The organism is Streptomyces sp. NPDC052079, assembly GCF_040680275.1.
Classification (GTDB): Bacteria; Actinomycetota; Actinomycetes; order Streptomycetales; family Streptomycetaceae; genus Streptomyces.
Genome location: NZ_JBFAWL010000007.1, coordinates 253,137 through 271,587, shown reverse-complemented (window position 1 = coordinate 271,587; position 18,451 = coordinate 253,137). Strand labels below are relative to the sequence as shown.

The 18,451-nt window shown below is 69.2% G+C and carries 19 protein-coding genes and 1 rRNA gene; 8 read left to right on the top strand and 12 right to left on the bottom strand.

Annotated features, from left to right (window positions below; all coding sequences use genetic code 11):
* Both rrf and AB0L56_RS15120 read left to right on the top strand, forming a co-directional pair.
* Positions 1-92 (top strand): 5S ribosomal RNA (gene rrf, locus AB0L56_RS15125); the annotation flags it as partial.
* 140 nt (positions 93-232) lie between these two features.
* Complete coding sequence (locus AB0L56_RS15120) at positions 233-781, top strand: GNAT family N-acetyltransferase (RefSeq protein WP_361031902.1); 549 nt, start codon at positions 233-235, stop codon at positions 779-781.
* A gap of 13 nt (positions 782-794) precedes the next feature.
* Here AB0L56_RS15120 and AB0L56_RS15115 read toward each other — a convergent pair whose 3' ends face one another.
* The 6 genes from AB0L56_RS15115 to AB0L56_RS15090 form a co-directional block, all read right to left on the bottom strand.
* A complete protein-coding gene (locus AB0L56_RS15115; protein WP_365423199.1) occupies positions 795-2,315 on the bottom strand; it encodes a type VI secretion protein in 1,521 nt (506 codons plus the stop codon).
* A gap of 10 nt (positions 2,316-2,325) precedes the next feature.
* A complete protein-coding gene (locus tag AB0L56_RS15110) occupies positions 2,326-3,735 on the bottom strand; it encodes an ATP-binding protein (protein ID WP_365423196.1) in 1,410 nt (469 codons plus the stop codon).
* A gap of 13 nt (positions 3,736-3,748) precedes the next feature.
* Positions 3,749-5,308: an SCO6880 family protein gene (locus AB0L56_RS15105; protein WP_361031874.1), complete on the bottom strand. Its 1,560-nt coding sequence runs from the start codon at positions 5,306-5,308 to the stop codon at positions 3,749-3,751.
* Positions 5,305-6,648 carry a hypothetical protein gene (locus tag AB0L56_RS15100; RefSeq protein ID WP_365423193.1) on the bottom strand — a complete coding sequence of 448 codons (1,344 nt, stop codon included), beginning with the start codon at positions 6,646-6,648 and terminating at the stop codon, positions 5,305-5,307. Before AB0L56_RS15100 ends, AB0L56_RS15105 begins: the two co-directional genes overlap by 4 nt.
* Positions 6,638-7,441: a hypothetical protein gene (locus AB0L56_RS15095; protein WP_365423191.1), complete on the bottom strand. Its 804-nt coding sequence runs from the start codon at positions 7,439-7,441 to the stop codon at positions 6,638-6,640. Before AB0L56_RS15095 ends, AB0L56_RS15100 begins: the two co-directional genes overlap by 11 nt.
* Positions 7,442-7,641: 200 nt before the next feature.
* The gene (locus AB0L56_RS15090) at positions 7,642-7,950 is read right to left on the bottom strand and encodes a hypothetical protein (protein ID WP_332888069.1); all 309 of its coding nucleotides are present in this window, start codon (positions 7,948-7,950) and stop codon (positions 7,642-7,644) included.
* Positions 7,951-8,310: 360 nt separating this feature from the next.
* Here AB0L56_RS15090 and AB0L56_RS15085 point away from each other — a divergent pair, with 360 nt between their 5' ends.
* Together AB0L56_RS15085 and AB0L56_RS15080 are read left to right on the top strand one after the other, a co-directional pair.
* Positions 8,311-9,321 carry an NlpC/P60 family protein gene (locus AB0L56_RS15085; protein WP_361031865.1) on the top strand — a complete coding sequence of 337 codons (1,011 nt, stop codon included), beginning with the start codon at positions 8,311-8,313 and terminating at the stop codon, positions 9,319-9,321.
* A gap of 210 nt (positions 9,322-9,531) precedes the next feature.
* Positions 9,532-10,251, top strand: a complete 720-nt coding sequence (locus AB0L56_RS15080; protein ID WP_365423187.1) for a phosphatase PAP2 family protein — start codon at positions 9,532-9,534, stop codon at positions 10,249-10,251.
* A gap of 70 nt (positions 10,252-10,321) precedes the next feature.
* Here AB0L56_RS15080 and AB0L56_RS15075 read toward each other — a convergent pair whose 3' ends face one another.
* Positions 10,322-10,483, bottom strand: coding sequence for a hypothetical protein (locus AB0L56_RS15075; RefSeq protein ID WP_361031905.1), 162 nt, complete (start codon positions 10,481-10,483; stop codon positions 10,322-10,324).
* A 104-nt stretch (positions 10,484-10,587) separates the two neighbouring features.
* On the opposite strand from AB0L56_RS15075, the gene AB0L56_RS15070 reads away from it, so the two are divergent.
* Both AB0L56_RS15070 and AB0L56_RS15065 read left to right on the top strand, forming a co-directional pair.
* Positions 10,588-11,430: a hypothetical protein gene (locus AB0L56_RS15070; protein ID WP_365423184.1), complete on the top strand. Its 843-nt coding sequence runs from the start codon at positions 10,588-10,590 to the stop codon at positions 11,428-11,430.
* 114 nt (positions 11,431-11,544) lie between these two features.
* Complete coding sequence (locus AB0L56_RS15065; RefSeq protein ID WP_361031856.1) at positions 11,545-11,724, top strand: hypothetical protein; 180 nt, start codon at positions 11,545-11,547, stop codon at positions 11,722-11,724.
* 21 nt (positions 11,725-11,745) lie between these two features.
* Here AB0L56_RS15065 and AB0L56_RS15060 read toward each other — a convergent pair whose 3' ends face one another.
* Positions 11,746-12,096, bottom strand: a complete 351-nt coding sequence (locus tag AB0L56_RS15060; RefSeq protein ID WP_361031853.1) for a metal-sensitive transcriptional regulator — start codon at positions 12,094-12,096, stop codon at positions 11,746-11,748.
* Between the two features lie 247 nt (positions 12,097-12,343).
* Between AB0L56_RS15060 and AB0L56_RS15055 the strand changes: the two genes are divergently transcribed.
* Together AB0L56_RS15055 and pitH are read left to right on the top strand one after the other, a co-directional pair.
* Positions 12,344-12,964: a DUF47 family protein gene (locus AB0L56_RS15055; protein ID WP_361031851.1), complete on the top strand. Its 621-nt coding sequence runs from the start codon at positions 12,344-12,346 to the stop codon at positions 12,962-12,964.
* A 7-nt stretch (positions 12,965-12,971) separates the two neighbouring features.
* Positions 12,972-13,970, top strand: a complete 999-nt coding sequence (pitH, locus tag AB0L56_RS15050; protein ID WP_361031848.1) for a low-affinity phosphate transporter PitH — start codon at positions 12,972-12,974, stop codon at positions 13,968-13,970.
* Between the two features lie 235 nt (positions 13,971-14,205).
* On the opposite strand, the gene pstB is transcribed toward pitH, so the two are convergent.
* From pstB to pstS, 4 genes are all read right to left on the bottom strand, one after another.
* Positions 14,206-14,982 (bottom strand): phosphate ABC transporter ATP-binding protein PstB, encoded by a 777-nt coding sequence (gene pstB / locus AB0L56_RS15045; protein WP_361031845.1) that lies wholly within the window; start codon positions 14,980-14,982, stop codon positions 14,206-14,208.
* A gap of 32 nt (positions 14,983-15,014) precedes the next feature.
* Complete coding sequence (gene pstA, locus AB0L56_RS15040; RefSeq protein ID WP_365423179.1) at positions 15,015-16,076, bottom strand: phosphate ABC transporter permease PstA; 1,062 nt, start codon at positions 16,074-16,076, stop codon at positions 15,015-15,017.
* On the bottom strand, positions 16,073-17,077 hold the full coding sequence (pstC, locus tag AB0L56_RS15035; protein ID WP_361031839.1) for a phosphate ABC transporter permease subunit PstC: 1,005 nt from the start codon (positions 17,075-17,077) through the stop codon (positions 16,073-16,075). The genes pstA and pstC overlap by 4 nt, the downstream gene beginning before the upstream one ends.
* 132 nt (positions 17,078-17,209) lie before the next feature.
* On the bottom strand, positions 17,210-18,337 hold the full coding sequence (pstS, locus tag AB0L56_RS15030) for a phosphate ABC transporter substrate-binding protein PstS (protein WP_365423176.1): 1,128 nt from the start codon (positions 18,335-18,337) through the stop codon (positions 17,210-17,212).
* Between the last annotated feature and the right edge of the window lie 114 nt (positions 18,338-18,451).

Sequence of the window (18,451 nt, the reverse complement as noted above, 5' to 3'; positions counted from 1 at the left end):
CGCCCGGTTACATTCCGAACCCGGAAGCTAAGCCTTACAGCGCCGATGGTACTGCAGGGGGGACCCTGTGGGAGAGTAGGACGCCGCCGAACAATTATTAGGGGAAACCCCGCACCATTCCGGTGCGGGGTTTTCTGCGTTTTCCGCGCGGGGGCGGCAGGCGTCGGTCCGGGGGCCGTATTTCGGGTGAGGGCGGTGCTACTCCGGTACTACGGTGGCGGACATGAGTGCGATGTCCATGGACGACTGTGTGATCCGGCCGGTGCGTGCGGAGGAGTGGGCGGCGTCGAGGGAGCTGCGGCTCACCGCGCTGCGGGACCCGGTCGCGCACATCGCCTACATGGACACCTACGAGGAGGCCGTGGCCCGGCCGGACTCCTGGTGGCAGGAGCGTACGGCGAACGGGGCGCGGCAGTTCATCGCCGAGACGGCGGACGGGAGCTGGGTCGCCAATGTGGCCATGTTGATCGAGGAGGCCGGTACGACGGACTGGACCGGGTCCGTCGTCGCGCGGCGGCAGGGGCACCTGGTGGGCGTGTACGTGGCTCCCGGGTATCGGGGGAGTGGGCTGGCGAAGGCGCTGTTCGAGACCGCGCTGGAGTGGGCGTGGGGGCGTGGGGCGGAGCGCGTGCGGCTTCTTGTGCACGGGGAGAACGCGCGGGCGCTGGGGGCCTACCGCAAGGCGGGTTTCGTGGAGACCGGGGTGACCATGTCGCTGGGGGACGACCCGGACGACCTGGAGTTCGAGCTGGCCGTGGACCGGCCGGTGCCGGAGCGGTAGTCCGGCCGCTGGGTCAGACCGGTAGTTCGTCGTGCGGCCAGCGGGCTCTGCCCTGTTCGCGGGAGCGGAGCAGGGCCAGTGTGGGCAGGCCCCGGTCCGTGCCGGTGGCGAGCAGCTCCGGTAGCTGGGGGAGCGGGGCCACGGCGGCCACGTCGTCCAGGACGAGGGTGAGTGGTGGGTCGAGCCGACCGGAGGATGACCGTTCGGCCATGCGCCGGCCGTGCTCGACCACGTGTGAGGCGAGCGCCGTCAGCAGGGGCATCGCGCCCGGGCTGGTGCGGGGGTCCTCGATGGATTCACCCACAACGTAAAGCGTGCCCCCTTCGTCGATAAAGGAATCCAAGGCGAGGGCATCATTTCGGTTGGGAGTGCAGGCCTCGCGGACGTTGATCGTGGAGAGGGCGGACAGGGCCCGGGTCGTCAACTGCTGGGCCATGTCGCGGCGGTCGGGGTGCGCCGTGAGGGCCGCTTCGAGTTCGCCGGCGGAGCCGGGGGCGGCCTTGGGGTTGGTGCGGAGGATGCGTACGGCGTCGTGCACCTGGATGCCCTGGGCCCAGCGGTGGACGTGGCGGATGGTGCGGCCGTCGACGGCCGCGGCATGGACGTAGCTGCGGAGCAGTGTCTCGGCGGTGTCGGCGACCGCTTGGTCGAGGCGGGAGGTGGGGCGCACGGGAGCGAGGAGCGCGGCCGCGCGGGCGGTGGCCGTGTGCTTGTCCTCGCAGCCGGCCGTGGGGGACCAGTGCAGGCGGGCGGGGGTGTCGCAGAGGTGGGTGGGGTCGTAGAGGTGGGTGGGGCCGAGCTTGGCGCGGGCGTCCTTGGTGTCGTGCCAGAGGGTGGGGTTGGAGGTGACGACCAGCGCCGGGCCGACGGCGTCCCGTATGGCCTGGGTGGCGGTGGTGTGGCGGGCGTCCGGGGGGCCGTAGTGCAGGCCCGGGCCCTCGGAGCGAGGTGTCCGCCAGTCGTTCGTCCGTGCACCGTCGGACGGGGACGGGAACGCCGGTTCTTGTGGTGCGGGTGACGGCGGCTCCTGCTCGGGCCCTCTGGGCGTCGGTACCTCGTGCAGCTGCTTCTGGGCCGGCAGCGGTTCCCGTTCGGGCTGTGGTGCCGGCTCCTGGTGGGGTTCGGTTTGCGGTCGGGGGGTGGCCGTCGCGCGTTCCGCGCGCCGTATGTCCCGTACGGCTCTCCAGCGGGCCACCGTGCCCACGGCGAACACCACGAGGACCGTCAGGATCATCAGCTCGCCGATGAACAGACCCCAGAAGAGGCCGTACCCCGAGAGATCGGTCTCCGGCGCGTCCGGCCAGGCGACGGGGAGGTCCTTCGGGTCGGCGACGAGGTGGCGCATCGCCACCGGGGTGCGGGTGAAGGTGACGCCGGACGGCCAGTGGCCGTGGGCGAAGAGGCCCGCGAGCCCGGTGGCCGTCCACACCATGGTGGTCAGGCCGATGAGGAAGGCGAGTATGCCGATCAGCAGCCCGTCGGGGATACCGCCCTGGCCGGTCCGGCCCTGCGCACGGTGATCGTCCGGTCTCACGCGTTGCCCCTTACGCCACCGTCGATTCGGAGTCACCGATGTGCTGTTCCACGAAGGCCGCCGCCCGTTCCTCCGCCTCCCGTTCGGCGGCGCGCAGGGCGTCGTCGGACAGGTCGACCGAGGACTCGGTCATGGCGCGGTCGGTGAAGACCAGCGGGCGTTCGGTCTCCGTGACCAGGTGTTTGACCACCTGGACGTTGCCGTTGACGTCCCAGACCGCGATGCCGGGAGTCAGCGTCGGGATGATCTCCACGGCCCACCTGGGCAGGCCCAGCACCCGGCCGGTCGCCCTCGCCTCGTCCGCCTTCTGGGCGTAGATGGTCCGGGTCGACGCCATTTTCAGGATGGCTGCCGCTTCCTTCGCCGCCGCCCCGTCCACCACGTCGGACAGGTGGTGGACGACCGCGACGAACGACAGACCGAGCCGTCGGCCGAACTTCAGCAGCCGCTGGAACAGCTGGGCGACGAACGGGCTGTTGATGATGTGCCAGGCCTCCTCGACCAGGAAGATGCGCTTCTTCCGGTCGGGGCGGATCCAGGTGTGCTCGAGCCAGACGCCGACGATCGCCATGAGGATGGGCATGGCGATGGAGTTGCGGTCGATATGGGACAGGTCGAAGACGATGAGCGGTGCGTCGAGGTCGATGCCGACCGTCGTCGGGCCGTCGAACATGCCCCGCAGGTCGCCGTCGACGAGGCGGTCGAGGACCAGGGCCACGTCCAGGCCCCATGCCCGTACGTCGTCTATGGCGACGTTCATCGCCTCCGCGGACTCGGGTTCGGGGTGGCGCAGGCGCTCCACGATGTCCGAGAGGACGGGCTGGCGTTCGACGATGGTCTCGTTGACGTAGGCGTGGGCGACCTTGAGGGCGAAGCCGGCGCGCTCGTCCAGGCCGTGGCCCATCGCGACCTCGATGATCGTCCGGAGCAGCGCGAGCTGGCCGGTGGTGGTGATCGACGGGTCCAGGGGGTTGAGCCGGATGCCGTGGTTGAGGGCGGCCATCGGGTCGAGGCGGATGGGAGTTATCCCCAGCTCCTGCGCGATGAGGTTCCATTCGCCGACGCCGTCCTCGCCCTGCGCGTCCAGGACGACGACCTGGCGGTCGCGGAAACGCAGTTGGCGCAGGACGTACGTCTTCTCCAGGGCCGACTTGCCGTTGCCGGACTCGCCGAGGACCAGCCAGTGCGGGGCGGGGAGCTGCTGGCCGTAGAGCTGGAAGGGGTCGTAGATATAGCCCTTGCCGGAGTAGACCTCGCGGCCGATGATGACGCCGGAGTCGCCGAGGCCGGGCGCGGCGGTCGGCAGATAGACCGCCTGTGCCTGGCCCGTGGACGTGCGCACCGGCAGCCGTGTGGTCTCGACCTTCCCGAACAGGAAGGACGTGAAGGCGTCGGTGACGACGGACAGCGGATCCCGCATAGCGGCTCAGCCCCTACCTTCGAATGCCGGTGGCGAACGGGAGTGTGTTCACGAACGCGCGGTGGTGCTCGCGGTCGCACCACTCCAGCTTCAGGTACGACTTTCCGGCCGACGCCCGTATGGTCCGCTTGTCGCGGGCCAGGGCCTCGGGCGTGCGGGAGGAGACGGTGATGTAGCCGACCAGGTTGACGCCCGCGGCGCCGCTGGCGAGGTCCTCGCCGCGCTGGTCGAGGCGGCTGTGCGCGGCGATGTCGCGCGGGTCGACGGTGCGGTTCATCTTGGCGGCGCGGGACGCTTCCGCCTCGTCGTTGGTCTTCTCGGTCAGCATGCGTTCGATGGCGACCTCGGTGGGTTCGAGGTCCATGGTGACGGCGACCGTGCGGATCACGTCGGGGGTGTGGACGAGGAGCGGCGCGAGGAAGTTGACGCCCACGGGGGTCATCGGCCACTCCTTGATCCAGGCCGTGGCGTGGCACCAGGGGGCGCGGGTGGTGGACTCGCGGGTCTTGGCCTGGAGGTAGGTGGGCTCCATGGCGTCCAGCTCGGCTGGCCAGGCGTTGCGCTGGGTCATCGCCTGGATGTGGTCGATCGGGTGGTCCGGGTCGTACATGGAGTGGATCAGCGAGGACAGTCTGCTCTGGCCGAGCGGCTGCCGTACGCGGATGTCGGCCTCCTGGAGCCGGGAGCAGATGTCGGTCAGCTCACGGGCCATGACGACGGCGAGCCCCGCGTCCCGGTCGACCTTGCCGCCGCCCTGGCTGCGCATCGCGCGGGCCATGGTGTTGGCCTCGGCGGCCAGCTCCCGGTTGAAGTGCATGCAGGCGACGAGGTAGGCGCGGTGCTGCTCGCTGCTGGTGGACACCATGGACTGCAGCTGGTCGTACGACTGCTGGAGCCACGGCGGTGCCTTGTCGTCCCCGCGTACGGAGACGTCCTTGGCGTGGGCGTCAGGGTCGGCGGGCAGGGTGCGGGCCAGCATCTGAAGCCGGGTGACGAAGCCGTCGCCGTTGGCGACATGCTTGAGGAGCGTGCCGAAGCGGTCGACGAGGGCTTCCTGGTCCTCGGAGTCGCGCAGGCCGACGCCGGGCCCCTCGATCTCGATCGCGGCGGTGACGGTCTTGCGGTCCGCGTGCAGCAGTACGGCGATCTCGTCCGGGCCGAAGGGGGCGGCGAGCCAGGTGATCCTGCCGATTCCCGGTGGCGGCCCGATCTCCACCTCGCGGCCGTCCAGGCGGGTGCCGGCCTCGACGGCGCCGGAACGGTAGGTGGTGCCGCGGCGCACGGTGCGCTTGTAGCTGCGGTTGATCTCGAACCATTTGTAGAAGGTGCGGCCCCGGTAGGGCACGTACACGGCGGACAGGGCCAGCATCGGCAGGCCCGCGAGCAGCACGATCCGCACGGACAGGACGGGGACGAGAAGCCCGCACATCATGCCGAGGAACGCGCCCAGGACGATCAGCGCGATCTCTCCGGTCTCGCGATTGCGGCCGACGATCGCGTTCGGCCGGGCGCGGCCGATCAGATACGTACGGCGGGGCGTGATCGGATGGGACAGATGGGACTCGGTCGTCAACGCCCTTCACCTCCCGTGCGGTTGGTACTGCTGTTGCGGCTGCTGCTGGCGTGGGGGGTGTTCACCGGGCTGCCCGAGCGGGGCGCGGGGGCGGTGGAGGAGGCAGTTCCGCCGACGTTCGACGGGCGCGAACTGTGCGCGGCGACTCCGCCGGAGGCGGGGTTGGAGGGGCGCGGGCCGGAGGACTGGCCGCCACCGCCGTTGTGGTCGGCGCGGGAGCTGTGGGTCTTGATGCCCTGCGCGACGAGGGTTGCCGGGGAGCTGATGACGGCGGCGGCCTTGCTTTCGGCGCTCTGCATGAGGCGGTTGTTGCGGGAGCCGGCGATCTCGTCGCCGAAGCCGGGGACGAAGCGGTAGATCATCGCGGAGGCGAAGATGGCGAGCAGGATGATCGACAGTCCGGAGACGACGGCGGAGAAGGCGTCGGGGCCCTCGTCGGCGGAGAGCGCGCCGGCGAGCCCGAGCACGATCACGATGACCGGCTTCACCAGGATCACGGCGATCATGATGCCCGCCCAGCGGCGGACGTGGCCCCACAGGTTCTTGTCGACGAGGCCGGCGTAGACGACGGTGCCGAGGAGGGCGCCGACGTAGAGCAGGGCGGCGCGGATGACGAGCTCCAGCCAGAGGACGCCGGCGGCGAGGATGGAGACGAGCGAGACGACGATCAGCATGATCGGTCCGCCGCCGATGTCGTCGCCCTTCTCGAGCGCGCCGGAGAACGTGCCGAAGAACGTGTCCGTCTGGTCGCCGGTCGCCTTCGCGAGGACCTCGGTGACGCCGTCGGTCGCGGAGACGACGGTGTAGAGGATCAGGGGTGTGAAGGCCGAGGCGAGGACGGTGAGCCAGAGGAAGCCGATCGCCTCGGAGAGGGCGGTGGTGAGGGGGACGCCTCGCACCGCGCGCTTGGCGACGGCTAGCAGCCAGAGGAGCAGGGTGAGGATCGTCGACGCGGCGAAGACGACGGCGTACTGCTGGAGGAACGTGTCGTTGGTGAAGTCGACGTCCGCCGTCTCCTCCACGGCCCCGCTGAGCTTGTCGATGGTCCAGGAGGCGGCGTCGGCACAGCCTTTGGCGAGGGAGGCGAGGGGGTCGAGGGTGGTGGTGGGGTCGTTGAGCGTGCCGGACCCTCCGCCGCCGTCACTTTCCTGGCCGCGTTCGCAGTAGTCCTTGGCGGGGCCGTGAATCAGGTCGCAGGGGTCGTTGCTGTCCGTCGGCGTCGGCGTCGGCGTCGGCGTCGGTGTGGGAGCGGCGACGGCCCGCGTGGCGAACAGAACGGCTGTCGTCTGTGCGGCCGCGATGACACCCGTCAGTGCCAGCAGGCGGCGGTTAGCGGGCATACGTGAACCCTCCGTACTCCTGGACGGCTTTGGCCATCTCGTCGGCGCTGGAGGCCCGCTCGTCGCCGGGAACCGGTGCGGGGCCGTCCTTCTGAGAGTGGGTCACGATCTTCCAGTCGTCGTTGGTCCACTCCAGCTGCATGGTGATGGTGAACCAGCTGCTGGTGACCGGATTCGTGGACGTTTCACCGGCGAGTCCCAAGAGGCCGCCGCACCAGACTTCGACCGTGGCGGTGTCAGCGGACGACTTGGTGACCTTGGTGCCGATCGGGCTGGTGCGGGAGACGAACGTGAAGCCTCTCGGCGTGCTGCCGTCCTCCTTCAGGCCCACGTTCTTGTTGAACTCCGGCGTGTACGCCTTGTCCAGGGTCGCCTCGAAGTCCGCGACCCGGGCGGGAACGATGATCGACTGCAGGATGGCGTCGCGGCGGGCCTTGCTGAACATCTCGGCGGAACCCAAGGCCACCGCATAGTTCGCCGCCGCGCTCTCCGCCCCCTGGCGGTCGTGGGCGAAGCCCGAGGGGATGCCCGCTGCCTTCGCACTCACCGGCTTCTCCCCCGTAGGGGCCGTCGCCGCCGACTTGGGGGAGTCGCCCGCGCCCTCCTCCGGGTCGGAATCGTCGCCTCCACGGTTCGCGAAGGCGATCGCGGCGATGAGGAGGACCACCACGCCGACGACCGTGACGAGGCTGCGCGACGACGAACGGCCGCCTCTGCGGGCGCCGCCGTACGGGTCGCCGCCTCCTTCCGGCAGGCGGGTGCGGGTCTGGCCCGTGTCGTCTCCGAGACTCATGCCGCGTACGCCCCCTCAGCGTCGTGCGGAAACACCTCGTACTCCGGGTACTCCACGTACGACGGTAGCCGTGCCGGCTGCCGTTCGGACGCGGTGTGGTGAGTGGACATCAGGGAAACGCAACCTCAGCCGGTGGGCACGACGGGCGGGTGGGATGGAGGGGGAGCCGGGCGTGCCCGGTCGGACCGATGGTGCGGAACCTATACGGCCATGCCGTACACGATGGTGAACAGCGTGCCGAGCGAACCGATGATGAAGACGCCCGTGAGGCCGGCGATGATGAGGCCCTTGCCCTGTTCGGCACTGAACGTGTCCCTCAACGCGGTGGCGCCGATGCGCTGTTTGGCCGCCCCCCAGATGGCGATGCCCAGGCAGATGAGGATGGCGACCGCCATGACCACTTCAATCATGACCTTGGCCTCGTTGCCCAGGCTGCCGAAGGGGCCCCAATCCGGAGCGATCCCGCCGATAATGGTGTTGATGTCTCCCTCGTCGGCCGCGAAGAACATGTAAGTCACCGCCCCTGTATGGGTAGTTCCGCATCCCCTGCGGTGGTGCAGAGGTCAGGCCTCATTGTCGCCGACAATGACGCCGTCGTATGTCGACTTGGCGTCATCCGTTGGCAGGTTTCGTACGAATAGCTTGCCACCGGCGCGCGCCGGACTCCGGCAGGGGCGCGCACCGACGGGTGAAGAGTCGTATCGTCACTCTGTGTATCACGGTGTGTCACGCTGGGCAACGAGGCTCCCGCCGCACTGCTTCTGACGTGCCGTCGGGTTTCTCAGGTCCGGCGCTTTCGGGACCCCCTGAGGGCGGATGTCACCCCTACACTGTCGGGCGGCGGTGGACTGCCGGACGGTGAGGGGTGGTTGACGGTGCGTAAGGCGTGGGTCGCCGTGACTCTTGCCGTCGGTTCCGTGCTCGCCTTCGTCATGGTGCTCGTCATCGGGGTCTACGTCGTCGCCGGGAACATCGTCAACGGGGTGGGCGGCGGGGCCGCCAAGGCGCTGGCCAAGGGGAGCGTGCCGGCCGCGTACCAGCAGCTCGTCTCGACGTGGGGGAACCTCTGCCCCGCGATCAATCCCGCCCTGCTCGCCGCGCAGCTCTACCAGGAGAGCGGGTTCAACCCCAAGGCGCAGAGCCATGCCGCCGCCCAGGGCATCGCCCAGTTCATCCCCGGCACCTGGGCCACACACGGGATCGACGGCGACGGCGACGGGGACCGTGACGTATGGGACCCGAAGGACGCGATCCCGTCGGCGGCGAAGTACGACTGCACCCTCGCGTCCTATGTGAAGGACGTCGGCGGGAATCTGACCGAAAACATGCTCGCCTCGTACAACGCCGGCGCGTACGCGGTGATCAAGTACGGGGGTGTTCCGCCGTACAAGGAGACGCAGAACTACGTCAAGCGCATCCGCGCTCTGGAGCAGAGTTTCGCCGCGCCGGTGGGCCGGGTGGATCCGTCGGAGCAGGCCGCCGGGGCGATCGCGTACGCGCAGAAGAAGCTCGGCACCCCGTATCTGTGGGGCGGCAACGGCACCGCTCAGCAGGGAGGACGTTTTGACTGCTCAGGGCTGACCAAGGCGGCGTACGAGAGCGTGGGGATCACGCTGCCCCGGGTGGCGAACGACCAGTACAACGCGGGCCCGCATCCCAAGCGGGACGAGCTGCTCCCCGGTGATCTGGTCTTCTTCTCGGACGACCTCACCAATTCACGGGCCATCCGGCATGTGGGTATCTATGTCGGCGGTGGGTACATGATCGACGCACCCCGGCCGGGTGCCGTGATCCGATTCGACCCGGTGGACACTCCTGACTACTTTGGTGCCACCCGTGTCACCGAAGATGGCGCGAAAGCATTGCCCACCACGGTGTGAGCGGAGCGTTAACCCTCCCCCTGAGCTGCGGAGATGCGTCTCTCTTCGATAACGTCTGCGTGATCATTCGGTAGAGGGTGGAACGTATCAGCGGGGATCGTGCGTTCCTGTTGTCGTAGCCGAGCCGACGAGCGGATCTGCAGACCACGGGGGTGGCCGGAGCGGCGTGCAATCGTGCGCCGAGAGAGATGACGAAGGGGCCGCAGCACCATGGCTGGACTCGCCGATTCCGGGTCGAACCCCGACGTCGACCTGCTGTACGACATCAACGGCCTTGCCAAGGAAGCGCCGCCGTGGTTCGACCGGATCATGGAGTTCGTGGGCGAGTTCGGCCTGCTGTTCGCCTTGTTGGCGCTGCTGCTGTGGTGCTGGTGGGGCGTCAGGAGGCGGGGCGGCGAGGACGCGGCCCCGACGGTGGCGGCCCTGGTGTGGGCCCCGCTCGCGGCCGGAGTCGCCGTACTGGTCAATGTGCCGATCCGGGGGTTCGTGGAGCGGCCACGGCCGTTCAACGACCATGAGGGTCTGGAAGTTCTCGTCCACGGCAAGGACGACTACTCGTTCGTCAGTGATCACGCGACGCTGTGCATGGCGCTGGCGGTGGGACTGTTCCTGGCCAATCGGCGGCTCGGGATCATCGGCCTGGTGCTCGGACTGCTGGGCGGGTTCATCCGCGTCTACATGGGCGTCCACTACCCGACGGACGTGGTGGGCGGACTCGCGCTCGGTACGGCCGTCGCGCTGCTGCTGTCGCCGCTCGCCATGGCGCTGCTGACCCCGCTGATGCGGGCGATCGAGCGCTCGCCGCGCGGTGGGTGGCTCATCACGTCCCGGAAGTGGCAGGACGGCGAGCGGGGGCGGACGGCCTCCGGCGCGCGCTACGGGGCACCGGGGAGCGGCACGGACCCGGACGAGCGGGATCTGGCCGCCTGACCGACCCCGGTTCCTGACGGAGCCCGTGAGCAGGGCGCCGCGTCCGGCCGGGACGGCGGCATGGGGTGTGTCACTCGGCCGTGTGGTTCTGCGCGTCCGTGCGGGCCTGGCTTCTGGCTCTTCTGGCGGGCCCCCGCCAGCCGCAGGTGCAGCAGGCCAGACAGAAGGGGCCCTGCTCGGTGGTGGTGGTCGTGTGCCGGCCCGGCGGCGGCTCGTCGTCCTGTTGTGCCACGCCGCCCACGGTAGCGCCCGGCGTGTCGGCGTGACGGGGCCCCTTACCGGTCGTTAACCCCGACGACAAGCGGCCCGTGTCGGACGGAGCAGGGGTAGGCAGGCATGGCTCGACGGCAGCAGCACTGGCGGATGCGGGGCGTGATGGCCGGGGTCGGCGTCGTGTGCTGTCTCGGGCTCGGGGTGGCCGGTTGTGCGCGCAGTGATGCCGTGCCCCAGGGAGCACCGGCCGGGGACCCGGTGGAGGTGCTGCGGGGGGCGGCCGAGGCTCTGGTGGAGGCGGGGAGTTCCAAGGCGCGCACCTCCCTCGAGATGGCCACCGGCGGCACCCGGGTCACCATCCGGGGCCAGGGCGTCTACGACTACCGGAAGCGGCTCGGGCGGCTCAAGGTGCTGCTGCCGCAGGATCCGGCGGGGGCCACCGTCCGCCGGCCCATCACCGAGCTGCTCGCTCCCGGAGCGCTGTTCATGAAGAACCGGGGGGCCGGGGTGCCCCCCGACAAGTGGGTACGGGTGGACACGGGGACGCTGTCCGACGGGAACCTCGTCACCGGTGGGGCCACCGATCCGTTCGCCGCCGCCGAGGTGCTGCGTGGGACGCGTGCGGCGAAGTTCGTCGGGCGGACCGAGCTCGCGGGGACGAAGGTGCGCCACTACCGGGGCACCGCCGACCTGGAGGCAGCCTCGCGGGCGGCCTCGGAGGCGAACCGTGGGCCGCTGGGCGCGGCGGCGAAAGGGTTCGCCACCGCACGGGTGCCGTTCGACGTCTACCTCGACGACGAGGGGCGGATCCGCAAGGTCCGCCACCGGTTCAGTTTTGTCAACGGGCGGCAGGACGACCCCGTCGGGGTCGCCTCGACCACGCTGCTGTACGACTTCGGGGCCCCGGCCGACGTACGGCTGCCCGAGGGTGAGGACATCTACGCGGGCCGGATCGCCGCGGAATGAGCCCCGGGCCAGACCGGAAGGGCCGGATGTGACCGGCGGGAACTAGCCCTTCCGTGCCATGCGCGGTGCGTAGGGCGCTCCCTACTCTAGGAAGTCGGTGACGACGGAGAAGAGGTGAGGCGCGTGGCTCTGCTCAGGGGCGGGACGGTTCAGGACCACGTGGCGCTTGCCGAGATCGAGCTGTGCGGCGAGCTGATCATCGCCGCCTCCGCCGCCGAGGACCGGCTCAGCCTGGAGAGCATCGACGAGGTGCTGCGGGTGGCCGAGACGCGGGCGGAGTCCGCCGGGGACTGAGCCCCGGGCGGAGTCCGTCGGTCAGGTGCGTAGCATGCGGGCGATGGCCTGTGTGGCCTCCTTGACCTTGGCGTCGATCTCGTCGCCGCCCTTGACGGCCGCGTCCGCGACACAGTGGCGCAGGTGCTCCTCCAGCAGTTGCAGGGCGAACGACTGCAGGGCCTTGGTGGAGGCGGACACCTGGGTGAGTATGTCGATGCAGTAGACGTCCTCGTCGACCATGCGCTGCAGCCCGCGGATCTGCCCCTCGATGCGGCGCAGGCGCTTGAGGTGTTCCTGCTTCTGCTTGTGGTAGCCGTGGACGCCCCGGTCGTGATCGGTCACGGTCTCCGGGGAGGAGGGCGCGTCCGCGCCGGTTTCGGTGGTCGTCATCGCGTCCTCCTGTGGGTGATGGCCGACATATACCCCTGGTGGGTATATGTTACCGAACTTCGCTGGGTAGGGGCCCCTTGGCCGATGATGGCCCATGGCCTGCGCCACGGCCGGAAACGGGCCTTGGACCGCCCCCGTGCTCATCACTGTGTCCGATGCGCGACACTGGGGGGCGGCCCGTTACACGTGGCCGGATGATGCGCCTAGCATCAGCCTGACCGACACCGATGCAGACCGAGGACCCCACGTGCGCTTTCGTCTGACCCCCAGGGAGACGAGCTTCTACGACATGTTCGCCGCGTCCGCGGACAACATCGTCACGGGCTCCAAGCTCCTGATGGAACTGCTCGGGGCGGACACCTCCGCCCGGGCCGAGATCGCCGAGCGGATGCGGGCCGCGGAACACGCAGGTGACGACGCCACGCATGCGATCTTCCACCAGCTGAACTCCTCGTTCATCACGCCGTTCGACCGTGAGGACATCTACGCCCTGGCGTCCTCCCTCGACGACATCATGGACTTCATGGAGGAGGCCGTCGACCTGGTCGTCCTCTACAACGTCGAGGAACTCCCCAAGGGCGTCGAGCAGCAGATCGAGGTCCTGGCCCGGGCCGCGGAGCTCACCGCGGAGGCCATGCCGCATCTGCGCACCATGGAGAACCTCACGGAGTACTGGATCGAGGTCAACCGTCTGGAGAACCAGGCCGACCAGGTCCACCGCAAGCTGCTGGCCCACCTCTTCAACGGCACGTACGACGCCATCGAGGTGCTGAAGCTCAAGCAGATCGTGGACGTACTGGAGGAGGCGGCCGACGCCTTCGAGCACGTGGCGAACACCGTGGAGACCATCGCGGTCAAGGAGTCCTGAGCCCTTTATGGACACCTTTGCTCTGGTCGTGACCATCGGGGTCGCGCTCTTCTTCACGTACACCAACGGCTTCCACGACTCGGCGAACGCGATCGCCACGTCCGTGTCGACGCGGGCGCTCACGCCCCGGGCGGCGCTGGCGATGGCGGCCGTGATGAATCTCGCCGGCGCGTTCATGGGCTCCGGGGTCGCCAAGACCGTCAGTGAGGGTGTGATCCAGACACCCGAGGGCTCGACGGGCATGGGGATCCTCTTCGCCGCGCTGGTGGGGGCGATCGTCTGGAACCTGATCACCTGGTACTTCGGACTGCCGTCGTCGTCGTCGCACGCGTTGTTCGGCGGAATGGTCGGGGCCGCGCTGGCCGGGGGGACGACCGTCTACTGGGACGGCGTGGTCGACAAGATCGTCATCCCGATGTTCGTGTCACCGGTGGTCGGTCTGCTCGCCGGGTACCTGGTGATGACCGCGATCATGTGGATCTTCCGGCGGTCCAATCCGCATAAGGCCAAGCGCGGGTTCCGTATCGCGCAGACGGTGTCGGCGGCGGGCATGGCGCTGGGGCACGGTCTGCAGGACGCGCAGAAGACGATGGGCATCGTGGTGATGGCGCTGGTCATCGCCGATGTCGAGGACTACGGCGATCCGATTCCGGTGTGGGTGAAGCTCGCTTGTGCCGTGATGCTGTCCGCGGGGACGTATGCGGGTGGCTGGCGCATTATGCGGACGCTGGGGCGGAAGATCATTGAGTTGGATCCGCCGCAGGGGTTCGCTGCGGAGACTACGGGGGCTTCGATCATGTTCGGGTCGGCGTTTCTGTTTCATGCGCCGATCTCCACTACGCATGTGATCACGTCGGCGATCATGGGTGTGGGGGCGACGAAGCGGGTCAATGCCGTGCGGTGGGGAGTTGCCAAGAACATTGTTCTTGGGTGGTTCATCACCATGCCGGCGGCTGCGGTGGTGGCTGCGCTGTCGTTCGGGCTGGTGCATCTGGCGTTCTTGTAGGCGCCCGTGGTGCGAGGGCTGGGCGGGGGGTGTCTGCGCAGCCCGGCGTTTGCGGGGTGCCGCTGCGCCCACCCGTGCCGCCCCAGCGGCACGATTGCCCGCAGTTACGCGGGTGACTGCCCGCAGTTGCGCGGGTGACTGCTCGCAGTTGCGTTGGAAGGGCCCGCCCCGGTTCGGGGGCGGGCCCTTTTGGGCCTCGCGGTGGCACCGCCATGCAGCACCGCGAGGGGATTGGTCAGCCGAAGCGGCCGGAGATGTAGTCCTCCGTGGCCTGGACCGACGGGTTGGAGAAGATGCGGTCCGTGTCGTCGATCTCGACCAGCTTGCCGGGCTGCCCGACCGCCGCGAGGTTGAAGAACGCGGTGCGGTCGGAGACGCGGGCCGCCTGCTGCATGTTGTGCGTCACGATGACGATGGTGAAGCGCTGCTTCAGCTCGCCGATCAGGTCCTCGATGGCGAGGGTGGAGATCGGGTCCAGGGCGGAGCACGGCTCGTCCATGAGCAGGACGTTCGGCTCGACCGCGATGGCGCGGGCGATGCACAGGCGCTGCTGCTGACCGCCGGAGAGACCTGAGCCGGGCTTGTTCAGGCGGTCCTTCACCTCGTTCCAGAGGTTGGCGCCCCTGAGGGACTTCTCGACGATGTCGTCCAGCTGGGACTTCTTGTACTTGCCGTTCAGGCGCAGGCCCGCCGCCACGTTGTCGTAGACCGACATCGTGGGGAACGGGTTCGGGCGCTGGAACACCATGCCGACCTCGCGCCGCACGGCCACCGGGTCGATGCCGGCGCCGTACAGGTTCTCGTCGTCGAGCATGACCTTGCCGTCGACCCGGCCGCCGGGGGTCACCTCGTGCATGCGGTTGAGGGTGCGCAGGAAGGTGGACTTGCCGCAGCCGGACGGGCCGATGAAGGCCGTCACGGAGCGGGGCTCGACGGTCATCGAGATGTCCTCGATGGCGAGGAAGGAGCCGTAGTAGGCGTTGAGGCCGCTGACGTCGATGCGCTTGGCCATGGGTATCACTTCTTCTTTCGGATCGGGAGGCCTCAGCGACCGGTCCTGGGTGCCTTCCAGCGGGCGATGCCGCGGGCCAGAAGGTTGAGGATCATGATGAAGCCGATGAGCGTCAGGGCCGCCGCCCAGGCACGGTCGAACGCGGCGCCGGAGCCACCGCTGTTGGCCCACTGCAGGTAGATGTACATCGGCAGGGATTCCTGCGGGTCCTGGAACGGGTTGGCGTTGATGAAGTCCGTGCCCCAGACCAGCAGCAGCACGGGGGCCGTCTCACCGGTGATGCGGGCGATCGCGAGCATCACGCCCGTGACGATGCCGCCGACCGACGTCGGCAGGACCACCTTCAGGATCGTGCGCCACTTCGGCACGCCGAGCGCCAGGGACGCCTCGCGCAGCTCGTTCGGGACGAGCTTGAGCATCTCCTCGGTGGAGCGGACGACGACCGGGATCATCAGGATCGACAGGGCCAGCGAGCCGGCGAAGCCGGACGGTCCCATGTCCAGGATCAGGATCCAGAGGCTCAGGATGAACAGACCCGCGACGATCGACGGGATGCCCGTCATCACGTCGACGAAGAAGGTGACGGACTTGGCGAGTCTGCCCCGCCCGTACTCGACCAGGTAGATCGCGGTGAGCACGCCGACCGGCACGGAGATCAGGGTGGCGAGGCCGACCTGCTCGGCGGTGCCGAGGATGGCGTGGTAGATGCCGCCGCCGGGTTCGGAGTCGGCGACCACGCCCATCGAGTGGCTGAGGAAGTAGCCGTCGAGAACCTTCACGCCGCGTTCGGCCGTCTCCCAGAGGAGGGAGGCCAGCGGGATCACGGCCAGGAGGAAGGCGACCCAGACCAGGCTGGTCGCGGTGCGGTCCTTGGCCTGGCGGCTGCCCTCGATCCTCGCGGAGATGCCGTAGGAGCCGATGACGAAGAGGACCGCGGCGATGAGGGCCCACTGGATGTCGCTGTCCAGGCCGGCCGCGGCGCTGATGCCGTAGCCCAAGGCGAGGGAGCCGGCGGCGACCGCCCAGGGGAACCACTTCGGCAGGGTCGCGCCGCGCAGCGAGCCGGGCTGGGGGGAAAGGGTTGCTTTGGTCATGCGTTGGCCCCCGAGTACTCCTTGCGGCGGGCGATGATCAGGCGGGCCGCGCCGTTGACCAGCAGGGTGATGACGAAGAGCACCATGCCGGAGGCGATCAGCGCGTCCTGGCCCATCACGGTGGCCTCGTTGAACTTGCTTGCGATGTTCTGGGCGAAGGTGCCGCCGCCCGCGTTGAGCAGGCTGGCGTTGATGTCGAAGGTCGGCGAGAGCACCATGGCCACGGCCATCGTCTCGCCGAGCGCGCGGCCGAGGCCCAGCATGGACGCGGAGATGATGCCGGAGCGGCCGAAGGGCAGCACCGACATGCGGATGACCTCCCAGCGGGTGGCGCCGAGGGCCAGGGCGGCCTCCTCGTGCGCCCGCGGGACCTGGCGGAAGACCTCACGGCTGACGTTGGTGATGATCGGAAGGATCATCAGCGCGAGCAGGATGCCGACGGTGAACAGCGAACGGGCGGGACCCTCGTTCCAGGAGAAGACGCCGGTCCAGCCGAGGTGGGCGTCGAGCCAGCCGAAGAGGCCGTCCATGTGCGGCACCAGGACGAGGGCGCCCCACAGGCCGTAGACGATGGACGGGACTGCGGCGAGCAGGTCGATCACGTACGCGACGACGCCGCCGAGCCGGCGGGGGGCGTAGTGCGTGATGAACAAGGCGATGCCCACCGAGACCGGGACCGCGACGACCATGGCGATGACCGACGACACGACGGTGCCGAAGGCCAGCACCGCGATGCCGAACTCCGGCGGGATGCCGCTGGGGTTCCACTCGAAGGTGGTGAAGAAGTTCGCCTCGTCCTTGCTGATGGCCAGGGAAGCGCGGTAGGTCAGGAAGGCCGCGATGGCGGCCATGAGCACCAGGACGAGGATGCCGGACCCCCGGGAGAGCCCCAGGAATATCCGGTCACCGGGGCGGGTGGCACCGCGCGCGGCACGCCGGTCCGGGGGTGCGGCCGGCCCGGGTGCGGGGGGAGCGGCTGGTTTCTGCGTGGTGATGTCCATCGGGTTCTCCGGTCTGCGGAGCCGCCGGGACGGGCGGCTCGGTCGGAGCCTTCCGGGGCCGGGGGCTCCTGATGGCGGTGCACCGGACGGTGCGGACCGGCGCCGTGGCCGGAGCCGGTCCGCACTCTCGGGTCAGGCGAGGCTCGAGATGGTCTCGCGGACCTTGGTGATGATCTCGTCGGGCATGGGGGCGTAGCCCGCGTCGGCCAGCAGGGCCTGGCCGTCCTTGGAAGCCATGTAGTTCAGGAAGGACTTGGCGGCGGGGAGGGTCTCCGCCTTGTTGCCCTTGTCGCAGGCGATCTCGTAGGTCACCAGGACGATCGGGTAGGCGCCGTCGGCGGCCGGGGTGTAGTCCAGCTCCAGCGCGAGGTCCTTGCCGGTGCCGACGACCTTGGAGGCGCCGATGGCGGCGGTGGCGTTCTCGATGGTCGCCTTGACCGGCTCGGCGGCCTCGGTCTTGACGGCGACGGTGTTCATGCCGTCCTTGGCGTAGGACAGCTCCATGTACGAGATGGCGCCGGGGGTCTGCTTCACCTGCTGGGCGACACCGGAGGAGCCCTGCGCGGACTGGCCGCCCTTGGCCTGCCAGGACTTGCTCGGCTCGTACTTCCAGTCGCCGGGGGCGGCGGATTGGAGGTAGGTGGTGAAGTTGTCCGTGGTGCCGGACTCGTCCGAGCGGTGGAAGGCCTGGATCTTCAGGTCGGGAAGCTTGGCGTCGGGGTTGAGCCTGGCGATCGCATCGTCGTTCCAGTTGGTGATCTTGCTGTCGAAGATCTTGGCGAGGGTCGGCGCGTCCAGGACGAGCTCGCCCACGCCCGGGACGTTGTAGCCGACGGCGATCGGGCCGCCGACCATGGGCAGGTCGATGGCCTGGCCGTCCTTGCAGACCTTCTTGGACTGCTCGATCTCCTCGGCGTCCAGCGCGGAGTCCGAGCCGGCGAACGCGGTCTGGCCCTGGAGGAACGCGGTGACGCCGGCGCCCGATCCGGTCGGGTTGTAGTTGACCTGCACGCCCCTGCACGCCGCGGCGTACTGCTTCACCCAGGCGTCGATGGCGTTCTTCTGGGCGGAAGAGCCGGAGGCCTGCAGCTGGCCCTTGGCGTCGCCGCACTGGATGTTGCCGGCCTGCGTGGTGGCGGAGGCGTCGCCGCCGCCGTTGCCGCCGGTGGCGTCCGAGCCGCACGCCGTGAGGGCCAGGGCGCCGGAGACGGCGAGAGCACCGAGAGCGAGGGCCCGCCGGTTCTTGCGCTGAAGCTTCACTTGAGTTCCTTCCCGTGGCCGCCGTCCTGAATTCGGCGGCGTGCGGAGTGCGGGTGACGCGGTGTGCCCCCTCTTTCGTCGGGCGGACCGCATCGCGTAAGGCCGAAATTAGGC